This window comes from Leifsonia sp. 2TAF2 (assembly GCF_052115085.1).
GTDB lineage: Bacteria > Actinomycetota > Actinomycetes > Actinomycetales > Microbacteriaceae > Leifsonia.
Map to the genome: position 1 here is coordinate 112,563 of NZ_JBFRFY010000003.1, position 18,225 is coordinate 130,787.

Annotated in this window: 21 protein-coding genes; 10 read left to right on the top strand and 11 right to left on the bottom strand. The window is 69.2% G+C overall.

Translation table 11 applies throughout. The features are described 5' to 3' along the window. Positions 1-9: 9 nt before the first annotated feature. From AB4Z18_RS17990 to AB4Z18_RS18010, 5 genes are all read left to right on the top strand, one after another. Complete coding sequence (locus AB4Z18_RS17990) at positions 10-1,020, top strand: Gfo/Idh/MocA family protein (protein WP_441784136.1); 1,011 nt, start codon at positions 10-12, stop codon at positions 1,018-1,020. A 71-nt stretch (positions 1,021-1,091) separates the two neighbouring features. Then, entirely contained in the window at positions 1,092-2,138 is a 1,047-nt protein-coding gene (locus AB4Z18_RS17995; protein ID WP_441784137.1) for a Gfo/Idh/MocA family protein, read from the top strand. Between the two features lie 71 nt (positions 2,139-2,209). After that, complete coding sequence (locus AB4Z18_RS18000) at positions 2,210-2,458, top strand: hypothetical protein (RefSeq protein WP_441784138.1); 249 nt, start codon at positions 2,210-2,212, stop codon at positions 2,456-2,458. 17 nt (positions 2,459-2,475) lie between these two features. Continuing rightward, complete coding sequence (locus AB4Z18_RS18005; RefSeq protein ID WP_441784139.1) at positions 2,476-3,171, top strand: hypothetical protein; 696 nt, start codon at positions 2,476-2,478, stop codon at positions 3,169-3,171. A gap of 11 nt (positions 3,172-3,182) precedes the next feature. Beyond that, a complete protein-coding gene (locus AB4Z18_RS18010; protein WP_441784140.1) occupies positions 3,183-4,262 on the top strand; it encodes a TolB family protein in 1,080 nt (359 codons plus the stop codon). 13 nt (positions 4,263-4,275) lie between these two features. Here AB4Z18_RS18010 and AB4Z18_RS18015 read toward each other — a convergent pair whose 3' ends face one another. The 6 genes from AB4Z18_RS18015 to AB4Z18_RS18040 all read right to left on the bottom strand — a co-directional run bounded on the left by AB4Z18_RS18015 (position 4,276) and on the right by AB4Z18_RS18040 (position 11,742). After that, positions 4,276-4,632 (bottom strand): DUF4190 domain-containing protein, encoded by a 357-nt coding sequence (locus tag AB4Z18_RS18015; RefSeq protein ID WP_441784141.1) that lies wholly within the window; start codon positions 4,630-4,632, stop codon positions 4,276-4,278. Beyond that, positions 4,620-5,957, bottom strand: coding sequence for a signal peptidase I (lepB, locus tag AB4Z18_RS18020; RefSeq protein WP_441784142.1), 1,338 nt, complete (start codon positions 5,955-5,957; stop codon positions 4,620-4,622). Before lepB ends, AB4Z18_RS18015 begins: the two co-directional genes overlap by 13 nt. Positions 5,958-6,057: 100 nt before the next feature. Next, entirely contained in the window at positions 6,058-6,501 is a 444-nt protein-coding gene (locus AB4Z18_RS18025) for a hypothetical protein (protein WP_441784143.1), read from the bottom strand. Between the two features lie 32 nt (positions 6,502-6,533). Beyond that, the gene (locus AB4Z18_RS18030) at positions 6,534-7,466 is read right to left on the bottom strand and encodes a L,D-transpeptidase (RefSeq protein ID WP_441784144.1); all 933 of its coding nucleotides are present in this window, start codon (positions 7,464-7,466) and stop codon (positions 6,534-6,536) included. A 28-nt stretch (positions 7,467-7,494) separates the two neighbouring features. Next, a complete protein-coding gene (locus AB4Z18_RS18035; protein WP_441784145.1) occupies positions 7,495-10,722 on the bottom strand; it encodes a DUF7507 domain-containing protein in 3,228 nt (1,075 codons plus the stop codon). Positions 10,723-10,923: 201 nt separating this feature from the next. Next, positions 10,924-11,742: an SDR family oxidoreductase gene (locus AB4Z18_RS18040; protein WP_441784146.1), complete on the bottom strand. Its 819-nt coding sequence runs from the start codon at positions 11,740-11,742 to the stop codon at positions 10,924-10,926. Positions 11,743-11,798: 56 nt separating this feature from the next. On the opposite strand from AB4Z18_RS18040, the gene AB4Z18_RS18045 reads away from it, so the two are divergent. The 4 genes from AB4Z18_RS18045 (at position 11,799) to AB4Z18_RS18060 (ending at position 13,409) form a co-directional block, all read left to right on the top strand. Continuing rightward, complete coding sequence (locus tag AB4Z18_RS18045) at positions 11,799-12,467, top strand: HAD family hydrolase (protein ID WP_441784147.1); 669 nt, start codon at positions 11,799-11,801, stop codon at positions 12,465-12,467. 76 nt (positions 12,468-12,543) lie between these two features. Further along, entirely contained in the window at positions 12,544-12,843 is a 300-nt protein-coding gene (locus tag AB4Z18_RS18050) for a hypothetical protein (RefSeq protein ID WP_441784148.1), read from the top strand. Beyond that, positions 12,840-13,187: a hypothetical protein gene (locus tag AB4Z18_RS18055; protein WP_441784149.1), complete on the top strand. Its 348-nt coding sequence runs from the start codon at positions 12,840-12,842 to the stop codon at positions 13,185-13,187. The genes AB4Z18_RS18050 and AB4Z18_RS18055 overlap by 4 nt, the downstream gene beginning before the upstream one ends. A 30-nt stretch (positions 13,188-13,217) precedes the next feature. Then, positions 13,218-13,409 (top strand): hypothetical protein, encoded by a 192-nt coding sequence (locus AB4Z18_RS18060; protein WP_441784150.1) that lies wholly within the window; start codon positions 13,218-13,220, stop codon positions 13,407-13,409. 95 nt (positions 13,410-13,504) lie between these two features. Here AB4Z18_RS18060 and AB4Z18_RS18065 read toward each other — a convergent pair whose 3' ends face one another. Genes AB4Z18_RS18065 through AB4Z18_RS18075 form a run of 3 tightly spaced genes read right to left on the bottom strand, consistent with a single transcriptional unit; the run spans position 13,505 to position 17,014 of the window. Further along, positions 13,505-13,825: a hypothetical protein gene (locus AB4Z18_RS18065; protein ID WP_441784151.1), complete on the bottom strand. Its 321-nt coding sequence runs from the start codon at positions 13,823-13,825 to the stop codon at positions 13,505-13,507. 22 nt (positions 13,826-13,847) lie between these two features. Beyond that, positions 13,848-14,060, bottom strand: a complete 213-nt coding sequence (locus tag AB4Z18_RS18070; RefSeq protein ID WP_441784152.1) for a hypothetical protein — start codon at positions 14,058-14,060, stop codon at positions 13,848-13,850. Between the two features lie 41 nt (positions 14,061-14,101). After that, positions 14,102-17,014 carry a hypothetical protein gene (locus tag AB4Z18_RS18075; RefSeq protein WP_441784153.1) on the bottom strand — a complete coding sequence of 971 codons (2,913 nt, stop codon included), beginning with the start codon at positions 17,012-17,014 and terminating at the stop codon, positions 14,102-14,104. A 111-nt stretch (positions 17,015-17,125) separates the two neighbouring features. Here AB4Z18_RS18075 and AB4Z18_RS18080 point away from each other — a divergent pair, with 111 nt between their 5' ends. After that, the gene (locus tag AB4Z18_RS18080) at positions 17,126-17,350 is read left to right on the top strand and encodes a hypothetical protein (protein ID WP_441784154.1); all 225 of its coding nucleotides are present in this window, start codon (positions 17,126-17,128) and stop codon (positions 17,348-17,350) included. 33 nt (positions 17,351-17,383) lie between these two features. Here AB4Z18_RS18080 and AB4Z18_RS18085 read toward each other — a convergent pair whose 3' ends face one another. Both AB4Z18_RS18085 and AB4Z18_RS18090 read right to left on the bottom strand, forming a co-directional pair. After that, the gene (locus tag AB4Z18_RS18085) at positions 17,384-17,572 is read right to left on the bottom strand and encodes a hypothetical protein (protein WP_441784155.1); all 189 of its coding nucleotides are present in this window, start codon (positions 17,570-17,572) and stop codon (positions 17,384-17,386) included. Positions 17,573-17,588: 16 nt separating this feature from the next. Next, positions 17,589-18,218 carry a TMEM175 family protein gene (locus AB4Z18_RS18090; protein ID WP_441784156.1) on the bottom strand — a complete coding sequence of 210 codons (630 nt, stop codon included), beginning with the start codon at positions 18,216-18,218 and terminating at the stop codon, positions 17,589-17,591. Between the last annotated feature and the right edge of the window lie 7 nt (positions 18,219-18,225).

The following is an 18,225-nucleotide window of genomic DNA, read 5'->3' on the forward strand; positions in this document are numbered from 1 at the left end:
TCGACAGGCATGTCCCATCCACTCGCTGTTGCAGCGATCGGCTTCTGGCACGTCCACGCAGGAGACTACGTGCGCAACGTCCAGCAGCACCCCGACACCACCCTCGTCGCCATCTGGGACGACGACGAGCAGCGCGGCCGCGCGGCTGCGGACGAGTTCGGCGTGGAGTTCGTCGCCGACCTCGACGAGCTGCTCGCGCGCCCCGCACTCGACGCCGTCACGGTGACGACGGCGACGGTCCAGCACCGGGATGTGATCGGCCGCGCCATCGCCGCGGGCAAGCACGTCTTCACCGAGAAGATCCTCGGCACCACGGTCGCCGAATCGCAGGAGCTGGTCGACCTCGCCCGCGAAGCCGGCGTCGCGCTCGTCGTGTCGCTTCCGCGGCTGTCGGACGACTACACCGTCGCCATCGAGCGCGTCCTCGACGAGGGGACGCTCGGCGAGCTGACCTACTCGCGGGTGCGCCTCGCCCACGACGGCTGGGTGGCCGGCTGGCTGCCCGAGCAGTTCGGCGACCCGGAGGCCGCGATCGGCGGAGCCCTCACCGACCTCGGCTGCCACCCCGCGTACCTCACGCGCCTCTTCCACCGCGCCGACCCGCTGGCCATCTCGGCGAGCTACGGCCACGTCACCGGCCGTGCTGTCGAGGACAACGCGGTCGTGACCGCCGAGTTCCCCGAGGGACGCCTCGGCGTCTTCGAGGCGAGCGTCGTCACCACCCCCGGGGCCTTCACCGTCGAGCTCCGCGGCACCGAAGCGTCGTTGATGTTCGGATTCGGCGGCGAGCGCCTGCTCGCCAAGGGCGGCGCGTTCGGCGACCACTGGCAGGAGCTTCCCCTCCCCGAGCCGCGCCCCGGGGCCTTCGCGCAGTGGGTGCAGCACATCCACGACGGCACCACCGCCGACGACAACCTGCGTCACGCCGTCGAACTGACCCGGATGGTCGTAGCCGCCAACGAGTCCGCCGCAACCGGGCGGACCGTGAGCCTCACCGGCGAGCCCGTCCCCGTCGCCTGACGCCCAGCTCACCCTCCACCCCTTCTTCGTGCACGCGCACACCATCCACTTCTCCTAAGGAGCGCTTCACCATGTCCAGCAGCACCGTCCGCATCGGTCTCATCGGAGCCGGCGGCATCGCCGGCGCCCACGTCGCCGGTTACCTCCGCAACCCGGAGACCGTGACCTTCGCCGCCGTCGCCGACCCGGTCCGGGAGTCGGCCAAGCGCCGCGCCGGCGACACCGGCGCAGCGGTCTACGCCGACTACATCACCATGCTCGCCGAGGCCGACATCGACGCCGTCGACATCTGCCTGCCGCACCACCTGCACAAGGACGCCATCGTCGCCGCCGCCCGCGCCGGCAAGCACATCCTCTGCGAGAAGCCGCTCTGCCTCACGCCCGAAGAGGCGGCCGAGGTGGATGCGGCGGTCGCCGAGGCGGGCGTCACCCTGATGTGCGCCCACAACCAGCTGTTCCTCCCCGCGGTCGCCAAGGCCAAGGAGCTGATCGACTCCGGCGTCCTCGGCCGCGTCTACGAGGTCCGCACGACCGACAGCTTCTTCAACGACTTCGACCCGTCGAACATGGGATGGCGTGCTCACGCGTCCACGAGCGGCGGCGGCGAGCTGATCGACACCGGCTACCACCCGACCTACCTCCTGCTTCACCTCGCCGGCGGCTCGCCGCTCGAGGTCACCGCGATGCTGGCGACCCACCGCCTGGCGTTCATGGAGGGCGAGGACTCAGCTCAGGTGCTGGTCCGCTTCGACAACGGGGTCATCGGCAGCCTCGTCACCAGCTGGGCCTACCAGCCGGCCGACGGCACCGAGAAGTTCTCCGCCGTCGGGGAGCTGGGCAGCCTGACCAGCGACGGGACCGCGCTCAGCTACCGCCTGCGCGGCGACGCCGAGCCGACGGTGCTGGAACTCGAACCGATCCACGAGTTCGGCGAAGAGATCGCGCACTTCGCGCGCAGCATCCTCGACGGAACCCGCCCACTGCACACGCAGAAGGAGGGGATCGAGGTGCTCGGCATCATCCTCGCCGCCTACGAGTCGGCCGCGAACAAGGCCATCGCGCCGGTCCGGTCGGTGCGGGAGCTCGTCGCATCCACATCCGCCGCCGACGAAAAATGACACCTGGGGTATTCAGCAATTGATGAAATGGGGGTATATCCAGCGGGCCTGCGGCGGAGTTACAGTGCACCATGAGCACGCAGCGGACGGGGGCCCGCCACACTCTTCCGGAGCCCCATCGTCAAGATGATTTCGTCGCAGTCCCCTACCTGCGCCAGGGCCAGCTCATCTCCCTGATCCACTGGTCGCTGATCTCAGGCGAGTGGAAGTACACGACCATCCTGGCCGAGTACCTCCATCGCGACGAGGCATCCTGGTACCTCGTCATCAACGGCAATCGGGCCAGGCTCGACCGCTCCGAGTGGGCGATCTTCAACTGAGCGGTACTGTTCACCGTGTGACACAGACCGAGAGACGCGAGCGCTCAGCAGCGCCGGAGCATCGCTGGCCCGCGGTGATCGCCACCGTCGTCGCGCTGGCGGCCTACGCCTTCCTCCCGAGCGTCGTTCCCGCCATCGAACGGTACGCCGTCGTGGGCGTCTGCCTGCTGATGATCGTCGCGCTCGTGCTCTACAACCCGCATCGGCTCACGCGGGAATCGCGGTGGTCGCGCCGGGCCGAGATAGCGCTGGCGATCTTCATCCTGGTGGCGAACCAGATCGCCTTCGCCGAGACGATCATCCGGCTGCTCAACAAGAACGGCAACGGCTACGAACTGCTGCTGGCCTCGCTGCAGGTGTGGTTGACCAACGTGATCGCCTTCGCGCTCGTGTTCTGGGTTCTCGACCGGGGTGGTCCGGTCGCACGCGCGACGGTTCCCCGGCCGAAGCTCGCGCTGGCCGACTTCCGGTTCCCGCAGGACGAGGACCACGACGCCGTGGACGAGGTCGCGCGCGGCTCCAGCAAGCAGGCCGACTGGGTTCCCAACTACATCGACTACTTCTACTTCTCCCTGTCGAACTCGATGGCGTTCAGCCCCACCGACACCATGCCGCTGACCCATCGGGCCAAGCTGCTGATGTCTCTGGAGTCGTTCGCCGGCTTCGCGCTGCTTGCGCTCGTCATCGCGCGTGCGGTGTCGCTCATCGGCTGACGCGGCCACCGATGAGTGCGACGCCCGGACGCAGCAGTGAGAGCGGGCGCCGCGGCGCGCGGAGACGTCGACGCGCTCACGGGCTGCCGCTGATCGGCCTGGTTGTCGCTGTAGTCGCCGGGACCAGCGGGTGCGCTGTCGGCGATCCGTCGCCGACCGCCTCCACCGCACCGCCCGCGCCCACGGGGGCTCCCGTGCACCGGGTCGAGCTCTCCGCGCTGAAGCTGTCCTCCGGCTCCCCGATCGTGTTCCGCGACACCACGCCGGGCGCGGCAACCGGCAGAGTCGCCTCCGTACCGGTGGGCTCGCCGACGGCGGACCGGGCGATCTCACCGCTCGCCTGTGAGCGGGTCGCCGCCAGCCGCACGGCGCTGTCGTGCATGAGCCGGAGCGCCACGAAGCCGGTGAGCTACCACGAGACGGTCTACGACGGCGACGGCACCCAGCTGCTCTCCTGGCCCCTGCCTGGCGCACCGAGCCGCACACGCCTGTCTCCCGACTCGAAGATTGCGGCGTGGACCTCCTTCGTCGACGGCGAGTCCTACGCGAACGTGGCGTTCTCGACGCAGACGGTCATCACCGACCTGCGCGGCACGTACGACGGTCCGCTGGACGGTTTCACCCTGTTCGTCGACGCCAAGCCGTACATCGCCGTCGATCTGAACTACTGGGGCGTGACATTCGCCGACGACGGCAACACCTTCTACGCGACGGCATCCTCGGGCGGGAAGCATTGGCTGGTGCGCGGGAACCTGCGGGGCCGCAGCCTGGTTGCGATGAAGGAGGGCGTCGAGTGCCCTTCGCTCTCTCCGGACGGCACAAAGATCGCCTACAAGAAGAACCTCGGGACAGCAGAGACACCGCGCTGGACTCTCGCCGTCTCCGAGCTTGCCTCACCGACGGAGACGGTGCTCCCGCTGAAAGGGAACGTCGACGACCAGGCGGAGTGGCTCGACGACTCGACGCTGCTCTTCGGCCTGCCCTCTGGCGATGCGCCCGGCGACTTCGCCGTGTACTCGGCGCCTGCCGACGGCTCAGCGGCCGAGTCGCTTCTCATCGAGCACGCCTCCTCGCCCTCCGTGGCCCGCTGAACCCGCGTGCCTCTCAGGTCGCAGTGTGAAGGAAGGCCGCGACTGCGACGTTGAGCCCGACCAGCGCGAACAGCAGGATGTTGAGATAGCCGATCACGATGGCCGCCTGCGCGACCCCGCGGCCACGGCCTCCGTCGTGCTGCAGCTTGCGGATGATCTTGTGCGCCTGCGGAATCGCGACGATGGGGATCAGGAACGCGAGGATCAGCGCCATCACCGCGAGGGGGTGGATGCGCTTGGGAACCACCGTGGGAAGTGAGTAGTCCGTGGTGAAGCCGGAGGCCGTGTTGGGCGCGGGTACTCCGACCGCGGACTCGTCCAGTCCGTCGATCTCATCGTGGCTGCTGGCGCGGGCCTTCAGATCGGACATGTCTGGTCGCGGACCGAGGCGAAGGTCTCGTGCGCCGTCCCGACCGGCGCGAGCCGGTTCAGCGGCCACAGTTTGAGCGAGGCCTGGCCGACGACGTCGGCGATAGGCACGAAGCCCTTGGTGCCGAGGTCTTGGGTGCGGCTGGAGTCGCGCGAGTTGTACCGGTTGTCTCCCAGCACCCACAGCGCTCCGGCCGGAACGGTGACATCGAACGAGGAGGCCGCCGGCTGACCGTGCGGGATCACGGCGTACGGCTCGAGGAGCTCGGTGCCGTTGACGGTGACGCGCCCGTTGGTGCTGCAACAGGAGACGTGGTCGCCGGGCACGCCGATCACGCGCTTGACGAGGTAGCCGTCGGTTCCGCCCGCGGTCGCCGGCTGCGACTCGTTCAGCCAGCCGCCCGGATCGCGGAAGACGACGACGTCGCCCCGGTGGACCGGGGACGACCCGTAGGCGAGCTTGTTGACGAGGATCCGGTCGCCGGTGTGGAGGGTGTTCTGCATCGAGACCGACGGGACGGTGAAGGGCGTGATGAGCGCACTCTGGATCAGGATCGTCGCCGCGAAGGCGATGACGACGAGGATCGCGCCGAGGACGACGCGGCGGCGGGTGCGGCGCCGGCGGAGCATCGCCCGGCGCGGGTGCCGGGCATCCGTCGTGCGACGTCGCCTGCCGCGGGCCGGGGGCACCAAGGCAGTATGACGGGATCGTCGCGCATGCCTGGTCCGCCCCGCATCCTCGAGCGCCGCTGGACGGCTCGCCGAGACGGGCGGCGCCGCCACGGCCGGATCGGCCGTCTCCGGGGCGGGCGCGGCCACCGGCTCCGGCCGGAGGGATGCATGGCTGCGTGCGTGACGCGGTGCGACCGCGAACGACTCCGCGGGTTCCTCGGGAGCGGATTCGCGGGCCGAGCTCAGCACCGGACTCGCCACCGCGGTCGCGATCGGCGCGAGCGACACGTGGCCGCTGGTCGGCGCGGGGACGAAGCTCGTCTGGATGGTGCCGAAGTCGTCGTCCTCTTCCCGGAACGAGCGTTTGTCCCACCACACGACGCCAAGCTCCGGGTCACGCCACCGGTGGTCCGTGCCCGGCTCCATGACGGCGAGATCGATCACCCCGTACGGGCCTGCGTCGATGACGGTGCGATCCGACCGGGTGGAACTCGCGGCAGTCCACGCGGCGGGCCCCTTGGGTGCAGTGGGGCTGCGATCCTCATCGAGCCAGGAGAGAGCGTCGGGGACCACACTCGAGCGGCTCGTCGGGGCGACGAAGGACGTGCGGCGCGACTTCGACCTCTTCGACGGAATGCGGGGCATCACGGTCATCTCGCCTCCCTTCACGTGCGCGGGTCAGACACGGGTTCATTCAGTAAGACGCTGATCGAGCGCTGGCCATGACGCGAACCGATAAAAGAAGACGCGAACACTACTTCGGGATGACGGCCCCGAGCACGCAGGACACCGATTGCGCGTTGGCCGGAAGCGTCGCCGTGGCACTCCAGTCCTTCTTGTCCCCCGCGCTCAGCCCCTTCAGGGTCGTCACACCGCGTCCGTAGACCGACGAGTTCTTGGAGTTGACCCAGCTGACCGAGACCACCACATCGCCCTTCCGGTCCTTCGGCATTGTGACCGTTCCCTTGGCCGTCACGTTGCTGCCGGTGGTGTCGCAGCTGGTCATCTTCGTGGCCGAGATGACGCCCGTGCCGGTCGGGATGGTGGGCACCGCGGTTGCCCCTGCCTCGGCGGCCTGCTTCGCCGCCGTTGCGCCGGTCGACGGCGCGGGGCTCGGCGAGGCGGTGCACCCCGCCAGCCCGCTCAGGGCGAGGATGGCGGCGGCGATCGGGAGGACGAGGCTTCGTCTGCTTCTCATGATCTGATCCTTTCCTTCACGAAACGGTTGGTTCAGGGGATGATCGTGACGCTCGTCCCCAGCGGGAGGGCGTCGATGGCCATGACCGCATCCTCCGACAGCCGCACGCATCCGTGCGAGACAGTGCCGTTGTGCGCCGGGAAGTAGTGCATCCCGATGAGTCCTCCGTCCTCGCCTTGGAACGGCTCGTCCTGTGCGGCGGCGTGCAGCGAGGTGAGCTGGATCGGATAGGTGGCCTCCCCCTGCGCGGCGTCGAGGTAGCGCTCCTGCAGATACCCGGTGACGCCGGTCGGTGTGGGGGTGCCCGGCGCCCCGACGCCGACGTCGAAGGACCGCTCGACCACTCCTTCGAGGTCTTCGATGCTCACCGTCTGCCGGCCGGTCGAGATGACCACCCGGCGGTCGAGCGCAGTCGTCCGGTGGAGTGCGTCGGTGCGAACCCACCCGGCCGTCTGCGCCGGTGCCGCCCCGCTGGTCCGCGACGGGAGCGTCTGCCGGGCGGGCGTCATGACGAGGGCCCACGGGCCGTCGAGCCGAACCGGCACGATCACGGTCGGCCGCCCGGCGAAGTCGGTGAAGGCGAACCGGGCGACCGGGGTGTGTGCGTCATCGAAGATCGGCGTGTCCGTGGAGATCGTGTAGGCCGAGGACGAAGCCGCGGGGACGTCCGTGCTCGCGTAGGGCAGCAGCTCCGGGATGACCGCGTCGTACTTCGCCTGCGGGAGCCGGGCGATCTGATCCGGCGACAGCGCCCTGTACTCGGTGACCTGCGCGGAGACGGCGTCCCCTGCCACGTGCGAGTCGGGAGCGGCGGCGCCATGCCCCGAGTGCATCCACACGGTGGTCATCCCCGCCAGCAGACCGACGAGCAGGACACCGACGCCACCGAGAGCCGCGACGGTCGCCAGGCGGCGCCGGTCTCGCCGCCGCCGGTCGTGCCGGGGGTGTTCGGAGCTGTCGGTCAACGTCCTGCTCCTTCCTCTCACGATGGGATCAGCCGGAGACGGTCGGCAGCGCCAACTCGGGAGCGAGGGGCGTGTCGACGGATGCGGGAGGGGTGGTCAGGGGATCGCCACTCGGCGACAGTCCGGTCGCGGTCGCCGCATTGGCCACGTGTCCGGCGCTCAGGTCGGACTCGGTCAGGTCGTAGGTGGCGGTGGCGGTCACCGACTGCCCGGGGAGGAGCGTGCCCGGGGTTCCGGGCCACGTGTAGATCAGCGGAGAGAGGCCGGGGAGGAGGTCGGTCACGGTCACCCCGGTCATGGTGACGTTGCCGGTGTTGGTCGACGTGAACGTGTATGCGAGGACGTCGCCGACCTTCGCCGGGTTCGACACTCCCGACGCATTCGCCGTCTTGGTCAGCGCGAGGCTAGGGCCCTGCGTGAGCGGCACGTTCGCGTCCGCGGGCGTGCTCGTCACCGGCGGCCCGGTCGGCGGATTGCCGGCGACGATCGCGCTGTTGGGCACAGCTCCGCTGTTCACGTCTGCCTGGGTCAGCGTGTACGTCGCGGTGGCGGTGACGGTCTGGCCCGCGAGCAGAGTGCCCGGCACACCCGGCCAGGTGTAGGTGAGCGCCGACAAGCCGGGATGCGGGTCCGTGATCGCCACGCCCGTCAGGGTGGTGCCGCCCGTGTTCGTCGCCGAGAAGGTGTAGCCGATGGTGTCACCGACACGGGCCGGGGACTGCACGCCGCTGCTGTTCGCCGACTTCGTCAGCGAGAGGTCGGAGACCGGGATGGTCACCGTGCAGTTGGGGCTGACGGAACCGGGATTACAGATGCCGATGCCAGGGTTGTCGGTCACCACGGTGTTCACCAGGGAGTGGTCGCCGGTGTCGGGGCTCTTTATGGTCACCGAGTAGGTGATCGTCGCTGTGTTTCCCGGTGCTGGAGCGGCGGGCAATGCGCCCGACCATGCCAGGGTCGGTGCGGAATACGACACGGTTCCGAAATCTGTCGCCGCGTCCCCGTTGTACGTGGCGTCCTTCAGCACATCGCTCAGATCATCGGTGAACTTAGCATTGTTGTAGGCCTGGGATCCTGCGTTGCCGACGAAGATCGTGTACGTGACCTTGTCCCCGGGTCTCGCCGTTTGCACTGACGCGACCTTCTGCGCTCCGATCTCGCACTGAGAGGACGTGTTCGAGACGTCAGGCGACACCGTGAATCGGGTCACACCCGTGGTGTTCCCGCCCGGCGCGTCGCTGCCCGCGGCCGACGTAGTGACCGCGTTGGCCGTATTCGACAAGGTCACCGGTGCCACCGCGTCGCAGGCCACCGGCGGTGCCGTGGTCTGGAAACACATCTCCGGCGGCAATCCCGACCAGGTGATCGCCACCTGACCGGATGTCACACCGCTGGGGTCGTTCACCCCGTTAACGACCACCGTCGCTGTGATCGAGGTCACCGTTGTCGGGATCGCCGCCAGCGACAGCGTGCCGCCTGCGGCGAGCGTTACCCCGTTGAACCCGGTGATGACGTTGTTGTTCTGATCACGCAACGTCACCGTCGAGTTGGTGTAGGTGCCCGGGACCAGTCCTGGAATCGACAACGCACCCCACCCCGTGAACCCCGCCGATCCGGACCCGCAGTACGAAGTCACCGGCGTGACGGTCATTGTCGTCGGCCCGGACACACCGACGCAGCCTCCGCCGGTGATGGCGTTGAAGAATGCGATCTGGTGGCCGTCGCCATCCGCGACCAGACAGTTCGGCGCGAACGCCGATGCTGAACGCACGGTGTAGTTCTTCACGTTCGAAGGCCTGGTGAATCCTGCGCAGGGGAGGTTGCTGCTGAAATCGAAGCAGCCGACCCCGTCGTTGGCGTACGGAAGGTACACCTTGGTGCCGATCGTGTAGGCATCTCCGGCTAACCCGGCGGAGGCGGCACCGAAGTTGACCGGATACGGGTTGGCGATACTGGTGCCCACCAAGTTGAAACACTGAGCGGCATAACCGGGTGCGGGAAGCGAACACACTCCCGAAACGGAGGTACCGGTCAAAACGGGCACCAGGATGCTGTGCGGGCCCCAACTCGGGCTCCCGCCAATGGCAGGAGAGACAAACCCGGCACACAATTGACTCGTGGCGGCGTTGAAACAGGTCAGCGCGATCTTCCCCGCAGCATCGATCACCCCGAACACATAGTTGCCGTAGGTGCCGGTGATCTGGTTGCGCCCATCATTGCTGGCGGCCGGGTATCCGCTGTTGACCGAACCGCAGGAGGCGATCGCGGCAGCATCGAAGCAGTCGTAAAACCCGGCCTGGTCCAAGAAGTAGTACTTGCCGTTGGTTGCCGGGAGCCCGGTCCCAGCCAACGAACCGCCATACCCGGTGCCGGTGGCCGTGCGGTACTCCGTCGGTGCGCACGTGGTCAGCGTGCCCAGATCGATACAACCGATCCCCACCGAGTACGGTGCCACCGTGCGCTGATACCCGTAGAACAGTTTGTTATTCGCAATGAACGTGCCGTTCTGGTACGAGGTCTGCACCAACGGATCCACCCCCGAATTGATCGGGACACCCGCCGACACCTGCGCATACACATTCGTCGCCGGCCAACCCGGGCACACCGCCCCCGTCAGGATCACCGCGCAATAAATCGGCTGCCCACCCGCACCCGGCGAGATCGCCTGATGATGGAACACCGCATACACCCGCAACCCATCAGCAGAGACCACCGCGTTGTACCCATCACCACCCGCATTCGACAACGTCTGCGACACCGGGCTCGGCACATTCACCGACAACTGCTGGGTGCCCTGCGGGACCACAGTGCCCGTGAAGCCGACCCCGTTCGCATTCGACGGGGGCGTCCCCGTCGCCCAACTCGTTCCTCCGTTGGTGGAGTACGCCGGCGAGAACGTGCCCGCCGCGTTCTGGTTCGGCGGCAACTGCAACGACCCCGGAACATACGTGCCGGCCGTGGTGAGCACATCCTTCAGATTGACCGAGGCGTTGGCGGTGGTGTTGTTCTGGTAGTTCGTCACCCACTTCAGCTTGTCGCCCGGCCTAGCCGTGCCCGTCTTCGCCCCACCCGGCGCATCCGATGACGCCGCAACCGAACCCGTTCTCGTGTTCGTCGCCGTCTTGTAGATCGTGGATACCCCCGTCGTCGCCGCGTTCGCGTAGTGCTCCGGGAGGACAAGAGTCGCGACGAGCGCGCCCACGGCGACACATGCGGCGGCGACCATGGTCGTGCTCCACCGACGGGGCAGGCGCACCGGTGCTTCTGCCGAACGCGCCATAGTGATCACACCCCATCCCGGGCACCGCCGACCCCGGAACGGGAGGTTCACCTGACTCAGGCACTAACAAACCCGGGCGACGCGGACACACAGCGGCGATACCAGCTACTCGTAAGGCATCATCGCCGTGCCTGCACGGCACGGATAGACAGTTGCCGCAAGGCAGAAAGGGGCTGGCTACAGGCGGCGCCAGTCGTCGGAGATCAGGTGGGAGCCTGCCTGCGGGCCCATCTGCAGCATCCCGCCGTCGACCGCCCAGGAGGCGCCGGTCACGTACGACGCCGCGGGCGACGCGAGGAAGGCGATGACCGCGGCGATCTCGCGCGCGTCACCGGGGCGGCCCAGCGGGATACCGGGACGGTGCACCTCGCGCGGGTCCTCGTCCTCGGCGTCGTTCATGGGCGTCGAGATCTCGCCGGGCGCGACGGCGTTCGCGGTGATGCCGTACTCGCCGAGCTCCAGTGCGAGCGTCTTCAGCAGGCCGCCGAGGCCGTGCTTCGCGGCGTCATACGCGGCCGAGCCGACCCGCGGCTGGTGCTCGTGCACGCTGGTGACGCCGATGATGCGGCCGCCGCGGCCCGCATCCACCATCCGCTTGGCCATGCGCTGGATGCACACGAAGGCGCCGTCGAGGTCGCCGCAGACGGTCTTCCGCCAGGTCTCCCAGTCGGTCTCGAAGAACGGCGTCCCGCCGTTGAGGCCGGCGTTGTTGACGAAGACGTCGCAGCCGCCGAGCTCGTCGGCGAGCCGGTCGACGACGTCGCCGCAGGCGGGGGCATCGGTGGTGTCGAGTTGCGTGACGACGGCGCGGCGCCCGGCCTCGCGGACGAGACGCGCGGTCTCCTCCGCCCCCTCCTCGTCGGAGTGCCAGGTGATGCCGACATCCATCCCGGCCTGCGCCAGGGCGACGGCGGTCGCACGGCCGATGCCGGAGTCGGAGCCGGTGACGATGGCGGTGCGGGGTTCGGTGAGTTCCGGATACGAGTGATCAGCCATGCCGGGAACGGTGCACCCCGTGCCGCGTGCGCGCAAGGGGTGGTAGTCGTGGAGCCATGACGATCTCCGCAGTGCTCTTCGACGTCGACGGAACCCTGGTCGACTCCAACTTCCTCCACGTGGATGCGTGGAGCCGCGCTTTCGCCGAAACCGGGCCTGCGGTCGACACCTGGCGCATCCACCGCAGCATCGGCCAGGACTCGGCCCGCCTGCTGGAGTCGCTCGCCGGCGATCGCGACGAGGAGTCCGTCGAGCGGGCGAAGGACCTGCACAAGCAGTACTACCTCGAGCAGTCGGGGCGGCTCCGTGCGTTCGCGCACGCCGCCGAGCTGTTGCGCGAACTCGCATCCCGTGACATCAGGGTCGTGCTCGCGACGTCGGCGCCTGCTGATGAGCTCGAGCTGCTGATGGACACGCTGGATGCGGCCGATGCCATCCACGCCACCACCAATGCGGACGACGTGGCGACGGCGAAGCCCGAGCCGGGCATCATCGAGGTGGCGCTGCAGCGGGCGGAGGCCTCCCCCTCCGACGCGCTCTTCATCGGGGACTCGATCTGGGACATGATGGCGGCCGCCCGGGCGCACGTGCGCAGCGCCGGGGTGCTCTCGGGTGGCGTCGGGCCGTCGGAGCTGCTGGAGGCCGGCGCGGTGTCCGTGTTCGACGACCCAGCCGACCTGCTCGCGCGGATCGACGGCGTGCTCAGCGGGCGGCGCTCGGCCTGACGTCTGACTGGCCTCTTGCCAACGGCTCGCCCGGAGCGTTCGATAGGGTCCGACGAGTCCGAGGAGAGGAGTCGCCATGTCGGCGAGCGAGCTCGAGATGTCCAGCGTGCGGTACCCCTACCGGGGCCGCATCTTCCACGTGGAGAAGAAGGCGGCGGGGGTGTGGGTGGTCCTCGACGAATCGCACGCCGAACTGGGGACGCTGATCCGCGTCGCCGTCGAGGGTGAGGAGCACGAGCCGGTGTTCGGCGCCGTGCCTCCCGGCTATGCCGAGACCCTGCACGAGGGGTCGGACTGGCGGATGCTGGTCGCATCCCTCATCAACGAGACGCTGGACGCGGAGACGGCGGCGACTGGCAACCAAGGCGAAGCATGACCATCCGGCTGAACAAGAAGGCCCTCGCGCAAGCGCGCAAGCTGGTCGAACAGGGGAAGGTCGTCCGCGACGAGCGCGACGACTGGAGTGAGCACGCGCCGAGCGCGGACGACGAGAACCGCTTCATCGAGAAGCACGGCTGGGACGAGTACGCGCTCTGGCATCTGGGCGAAGACCCGGAGAAGAGCGAAGAGACCAAAGGCCGGTTCAGTTTCCCGTACGGCGACTTCTCGAAAGTGCACCGCTGCGCAGTCATCTCACTGGAGAGCCGCGCGACCCAGAACGACCACGACGACATCGCCCGCGAGGACAAGCGACTGCTTGCACAGATCGACGGGGAGTAGCGGCTCCGCTCGCCGGGCTACGATACCCGGATGAACGCGACGTTGCGCAGGGCGCTCGGCTGGGTCTCCGCCGTGCTCATCAACGTCGGCGCACTGCTCTTCGTGGTCGGGCTGATCCTTCCGCGGTCGGGCGGTGTCCCCACGCTCGGCGTGGGGGCGGGGATCTGCGTGGTCGGACTGGTTGTCGGCGCGGGCTGGCTCGCAGGGCGGCCCTCCGCTTAGCGGCCTAGCCGAAACGGCGCAGACAACGACCCCGCCCTGGGATGAGGAGAGCGGGGCCGATGGTCACCGGCGCGGGCCGGTGGTCTGTGGACGGGTCAGTCCGGGGGTTCGCTGGCGTCGGTGCCGCTGACCAGGTCCGGGTTCGACGGCTCGTCGGCCGGGTCGAAGTCGGCCGGCGGCGGCTCCGCCTGGTCGGTTCCGCCTCCCGCCGGGGTCACATCCTCGGCGCCCTCGGGCGTGACGCCGGTCTCGCCCGGCTCGGAGACGTCGCCGGACTGACCGGGGTCGGTCTCCGCCGGCTCCGCGGCCTGGGCATCGCGCTCGTCCGCTTGCTGGCCTTGTTCGAAGCGCTCGGGCTTGTCCTCCGCGGGGACGCCCTCGGCGTCGGTGTTCGGCAGTCCGCTGGTGTCGCTCATGCTTCGCTCCTTCCCGGGCGCCCTACGGCTTGCCCTCTTCGCTGTACGAGGTGGCGGAGTCCGCATCCTCGTCCGTGCGGCCGGCGTCGTCGAGGTCGGGGATCAGATCCTCGATCACGTTGCCGTCCGCCGTGGGCTCGACGGCCCCGCCGTCGTCGCCCTCGAGATCACCCGCGAGCCCGTTGGTAGGGTCGTTGCCGGTGATCGGTTCCTGTGCGTCACGCGAATCGGTCATGCTGCTACGAAACGCCGCATCCCGGCCGACGCTCAAGGGGGTTAAACGGGAGCGGCGCCCGGCGTAGCGTTGTCGGGCGAGTCAGGATCGTCCGGCGAGTCTCCGGGCACCGGCCCTGCCTGCACCCGGTCGATCAGGTCGAGCAGCGCCACGCGGTACTGCGGCGCCGACTGGTAGTCCGGATGCGTCGCCACCTTCACCAGGTAGCGCGGAGGCCCGAACTCGTCGGCCCCGCGGTCCAGGTCGTCGGGGCGGCGGTCGTCCAGCCGGTAGCTGTTGATCGGGAAGCCGAGGTAGTCGGTGCGGCGCCACAGGTTGATCCACGCGACCGAGCCGTCCGGCTGCGTGAGCAGCTCCGTGAGCGACGGGTCGTCGGCCCCAGAGGGCACGACGACGACCGGTTCGCCGTCCTGGTCGAGCTCCACCTGGGAGAACCAGGGGTCGGCCTTCGCCAGCAGCGGTCGCCGCGAGCCGAGGGTTCCGAGGGCGTCCGGTCCGAACAGCTCCGGGAAGAAGCGGCCGAAGTACACCCGCAGCTGCGACCCGTAGGTGAGGAGGGCGACGTTGCGCAGCCGCTTTGCGTCGTCCGGCCGCAGCGTGAACAGAGTGGATACGGCCAGCACGGCTCCGAGGCTGTGCGCCGACAGCACCACGCTGAACGGCCGTTCCACGCCGAGCGCCTCGTCCTGCTGGTTGTCGCGCCAGCTCAGGCGCTCGGCGAGGGTGAGGCCGGCGGGCGGCTCCAGGTCGTGGGTCAGCCAGTCCGTGACGCGGTCCCGCAGCTCGGGGACGACGCGTTCGGCGTAGCAGGGCGGGCCGAAGGGGTGTCCGGCCCGCGGGAGGAAGCACATGAGGTCCCACATGATGCTGATCGGCCGCTCCTTGGCGGTCAGCGCGTTCTCGACGACCACGGCGAGGATGGCGGCGGCGATCACCGCGAGGGCAGGCCCGACAAGTCCGTCGATCCAGCGGAACGCCACCGAGTACGACACGGCGAGGGCCACCACGAACCCGACGGCGAAGAGGCCGGCGAGGATGCCCAGGATGGGCTCCCCGCGATGCACGAGCGCCGCCAGACGCCGTGCCCGCAGGATCTTCAGCGCGAGGCGGTCGGCCGTGGTGCTCGCGGCGATGCGGCCGTCGCGGTACGCATCCACCTCCTCCAGGAGCGGACGCCGCCCGTCGCGGGTGCGAGGCGTGGTGAGCAGCGGCATCCAGCGCAGCACGGCGCCCGCGATGACCAACGCCACCAGCGCCAGTGCGATCGCGATGAACGGCAGGACGTCGCCGAAGTTGTGGTAGACGATCGGCGGCCTGAGGACCCCGTGCGGCGGGCTGGCGCAGCCGCACGGCGACGACCCGCTCACCAGCCAGCCCTGAACGCCCAGGACCAGCAGTGTCGAGAGCAGCATGGCGGCGCCGAGCGCGAGCAGCATCCACACGCCGGGGCCCATGCCGGCCCAGCCCTCGGCGCGGAACCGCTCGGGCGGCCCTGCGCGCCGGCCGCTCCGCGACCTCGGCCACCACCAGACGAGGAACAGCTGCACGGCCGTCAGCACCGCCGCGACCGCGAACAGCGGCAGCCGGAGCGGACCGGGTGTGCTGGTCAGCGTCGGCGGGTTCTGGGCGACGCCGGCCAGAAACGCCAGGCCCGCCCCGGTCATCAGCGAGATCGACAGCCAGTGCGGCACGCCCCGGCGCCAGCCGAGCGCCGAGATGCAGATCGCGACGAGCACGCCCAGGATGATGGATGGCGCGGTCGCGAGCCCGAGGAACGTCCCGGTCAGCGGTGCCTCGTACTCGCCGCCGAACCAGAGGGATGCGCCCACGAACACGTACACGGCGATCGAGACGATCAGCACCCAGGCGGTGACCAGGCCGGTGCGGTGGAGGCGGTCGCGCAGGAACTCGTCCACCGACTCCTGTCCCGTGTTCGTCGTCTCGGCGAAGACGCCGACCAACACGATCGCGACGACGAGACCCGCAGCGGCGACGAGGCCGCCGATCACGGCGAGGACGTCGCTGGAGCCCGCTGCCGCGCCGAGGCATTCGCCCGAGACGAACGTCTGCAGCTTCGCGCAGGCCGCCGTGCCGGCGAACAGCCGGTCCCACGCGAGGAGCAGCGCGACCAGGAGGAACGCCGCGGCCAGGTGGAGCCGCTCGGTGGGAGGCCCGACGCGTGCCGTCCGCCAGAAACCCTCGGACGCGAGCGGGCGCAGACGGCCGCTCCGGCGGACACCGCGGCCGCCCATCCGGTCGGCCGCGTCGAAGATCGCCGCCTCGTAGCGGCTGCGGGCGCGCCGCGAGACGACGTACAGCAGGAGCACCCCGGCGATCGGCACCAGCGACAGAATCGACAGCTGCGGACCGCGCCAGCTCAGCGGTGCGCTGCCGAAGAAGTCCGTGAACGCGCTGGGCAGAGCGGTGCAGGCCGCGCCGGTGGCGCACTGGACACCCAGGTCGAGGCTCACCGAGCCCAGGGCGCAGACGTAGAGGAGCGTCAGCCCGAGGGCGAAGATGCGCAACGACGAGCCGCCGACTCCCGAATCCCACTCGCCGCCCGGCCGCTGGGTCGGGATGCGCCTGGTCCAGTAGGCGGCATTGGCCAGTCCGAACGGGGCGAGCAGCAGCCACGCCACCTGCACGAACAGCTGGCCGATGAACAGGATGGGACCCGAGCCGTAGCGCGCCAGCCGACCCCACGAGTACGCCTCGGTGCGAACGCCGGTCGGGGGCACGGCCGGGTCGACGATTCCGGGGGCGTCATCCGGGTCGCGATCCGGCTTGTCCTGGTCCGGAGCCCACCAGAATCCGCCGTTCTCGTCGCCCTGCGTCTGCCGCAGCTCGCTCTGCTCGCGGCCGAGGATCTCCGTCGGCGGGGTGTTCTTGATGCCGTGGATGCGCAACTCCAGCACGCGATGGGGCCACTCGTGGGCCTCTGCCTCGTCGCTCATCGGTCCGCCGATCGTCCGGGTGACGGCCGCAGACTACTCTCGCCGGGGCGCGAGCGGCTACAGCACGACCCACTGTGGTGGTCGGCGGCCGCACGGCGTAGTGTCCGTGCTATGAGCAACCCAGAGCAGCCGAACGGCGACGCACGCGAGAACCTCGAGGGCAGCTACACCGAGGTCGACGGCGAGGCGCCGCACGAGCGCACCGTCCACGGTCAGTACACGGAGACCGAGGGCGTCGGCCCGGAAGAGGCGACCGAAGGCACGTATACGGACGTGCAAGAGCCCGTCGACGCACCCGAGGGCGAGTACACCGAGGGCGACTACAAGGAGCCCTGATCAGGCGAGGCGCCTGATCTGGCAGCTGCCTGATCAGGCCAGGCGCTTCCGCGTCTTCTCGGCCTGAGCCTTCGCCTTCTTGCGCGCCTTCTTCACGTCAGGCGCGTTCCAGAACGCGGTCGCCGCACCGGCGATCTGTTCGAAGCGCTCGCGGCCCGCCCGCGCTCCGAGGATGTACGCGACCGCAATGACGGCCAGGAAGAATATCGGCTTCACGCGCATAGCCCGACGCTAGACCTCAGGCTGTGGTCTGGGAAGGGCCGTACACCAGCCTGTGGAGAAGTGCGTGCAGCGGGCGCGCGAGGAACAGCAGGAACAGCCACCACAGGTTGATCGCAGGGAAAACGATCGCCAGCACCAGGGCGGCCGCCATGATGATCACCTCCGCGAGACCGCGCGTCCGGTCGACCTGGTCCCGCGCCTCCGGGGTCATCAGCTCCGGGTTGCGGTAGAGGACCTCGGCGACCAGGCGCGTCGCGACGGTGGCCACGAGCATGTCGCTGATGTAGAGCGCGTAGACCTCGGGCCGGTTCCCCTGGCTCGCCGAAAGCACGTTCGCACTGAACGGGATCACCACGATAGCGAACAACCAGAGGAAGTTGAACCACACGATCCCGAGGCTGTAGTCCCGGACGGTCTCGAAGATGCGGTGGTGCACCACCCAGAAGCGGGCGATCACGGCGAACGAGACGACGAAGGCGAAGAGCTCCCAGGCGTTGTCATCCACAAAGGTCCCGAACGACGAGCTGCCTATCTTGGATGCCGCATCGACCAGCGGCAGGATCAGCAGGGTGATCGCGATGGCCACGGTCGCGTCGGAGAAGTTCACGAGCCGGTCGAGCCCGCGCTCCGTCCTGATCAGCGCCATGCGGTCA

Excerpts from the sequence above, each read along its gene's own strand:
- AB4Z18_RS17990 (WP_441784136.1), top strand. The coding sequence starts at position 10 with ATGTCCCATCCACTCGCTGTTGCAGCGATCGGCTTCTGGCACGTCCAC.
- AB4Z18_RS17995 (WP_441784137.1), top strand. The coding sequence starts at position 1,092 with ATGTCCAGCAGCACCGTCCGCATCGGTCTCATCGGAGCCGGCGGCATC.
- AB4Z18_RS18000 (WP_441784138.1), top strand. The coding sequence starts at position 2,210 with ATGAGCACGCAGCGGACGGGGGCCCGCCACACTCTTCCGGAGCCCCAT.
- AB4Z18_RS18010 (WP_441784140.1), top strand. The coding sequence starts at position 3,183 with ATGAGTGCGACGCCCGGACGCAGCAGTGAGAGCGGGCGCCGCGGCGCG.
- AB4Z18_RS18015 (WP_441784141.1), bottom strand. The coding sequence starts at position 4,632 with ATGTCCGATCTGAAGGCCCGCGCCAGCAGCCACGATGAGATCGACGGA.
- lepB (WP_441784142.1), bottom strand. The coding sequence starts at position 5,957 with ATGACCGTGATGCCCCGCATTCCGTCGAAGAGGTCGAAGTCGCGCCGC.
- AB4Z18_RS18025 (WP_441784143.1), bottom strand. The coding sequence starts at position 6,501 with ATGAGAAGCAGACGAAGCCTCGTCCTCCCGATCGCCGCCGCCATCCTC.
- AB4Z18_RS18040 (WP_441784146.1), bottom strand. The coding sequence starts at position 11,742 with ATGGCTGATCACTCGTATCCGGAACTCACCGAACCCCGCACCGCCATC.
- AB4Z18_RS18045 (WP_441784147.1), top strand. The coding sequence starts at position 11,799 with ATGACGATCTCCGCAGTGCTCTTCGACGTCGACGGAACCCTGGTCGAC.
- AB4Z18_RS18050 (WP_441784148.1), top strand. The coding sequence starts at position 12,544 with ATGTCGGCGAGCGAGCTCGAGATGTCCAGCGTGCGGTACCCCTACCGG.
- AB4Z18_RS18055 (WP_441784149.1), top strand. The coding sequence starts at position 12,840 with ATGACCATCCGGCTGAACAAGAAGGCCCTCGCGCAAGCGCGCAAGCTG.
- AB4Z18_RS18060 (WP_441784150.1), top strand. The coding sequence starts at position 13,218 with ATGAACGCGACGTTGCGCAGGGCGCTCGGCTGGGTCTCCGCCGTGCTC.
- AB4Z18_RS18065 (WP_441784151.1), bottom strand. The coding sequence starts at position 13,825 with ATGAGCGACACCAGCGGACTGCCGAACACCGACGCCGAGGGCGTCCCC.
- AB4Z18_RS18070 (WP_441784152.1), bottom strand. The coding sequence starts at position 14,060 with ATGACCGATTCGCGTGACGCACAGGAACCGATCACCGGCAACGACCCT.
- AB4Z18_RS18075 (WP_441784153.1), bottom strand. The coding sequence starts at position 17,014 with ATGAGCGACGAGGCAGAGGCCCACGAGTGGCCCCATCGCGTGCTGGAG.
- AB4Z18_RS18080 (WP_441784154.1), top strand. The coding sequence starts at position 17,126 with ATGAGCAACCCAGAGCAGCCGAACGGCGACGCACGCGAGAACCTCGAG.
- AB4Z18_RS18085 (WP_441784155.1), bottom strand. The coding sequence starts at position 17,572 with ATGCGCGTGAAGCCGATATTCTTCCTGGCCGTCATTGCGGTCGCGTAC.
- AB4Z18_RS18090 (WP_441784156.1), bottom strand. The coding sequence starts at position 18,218 with ATGGCGCTGATCAGGACGGAGCGCGGGCTCGACCGGCTCGTGAACTTC.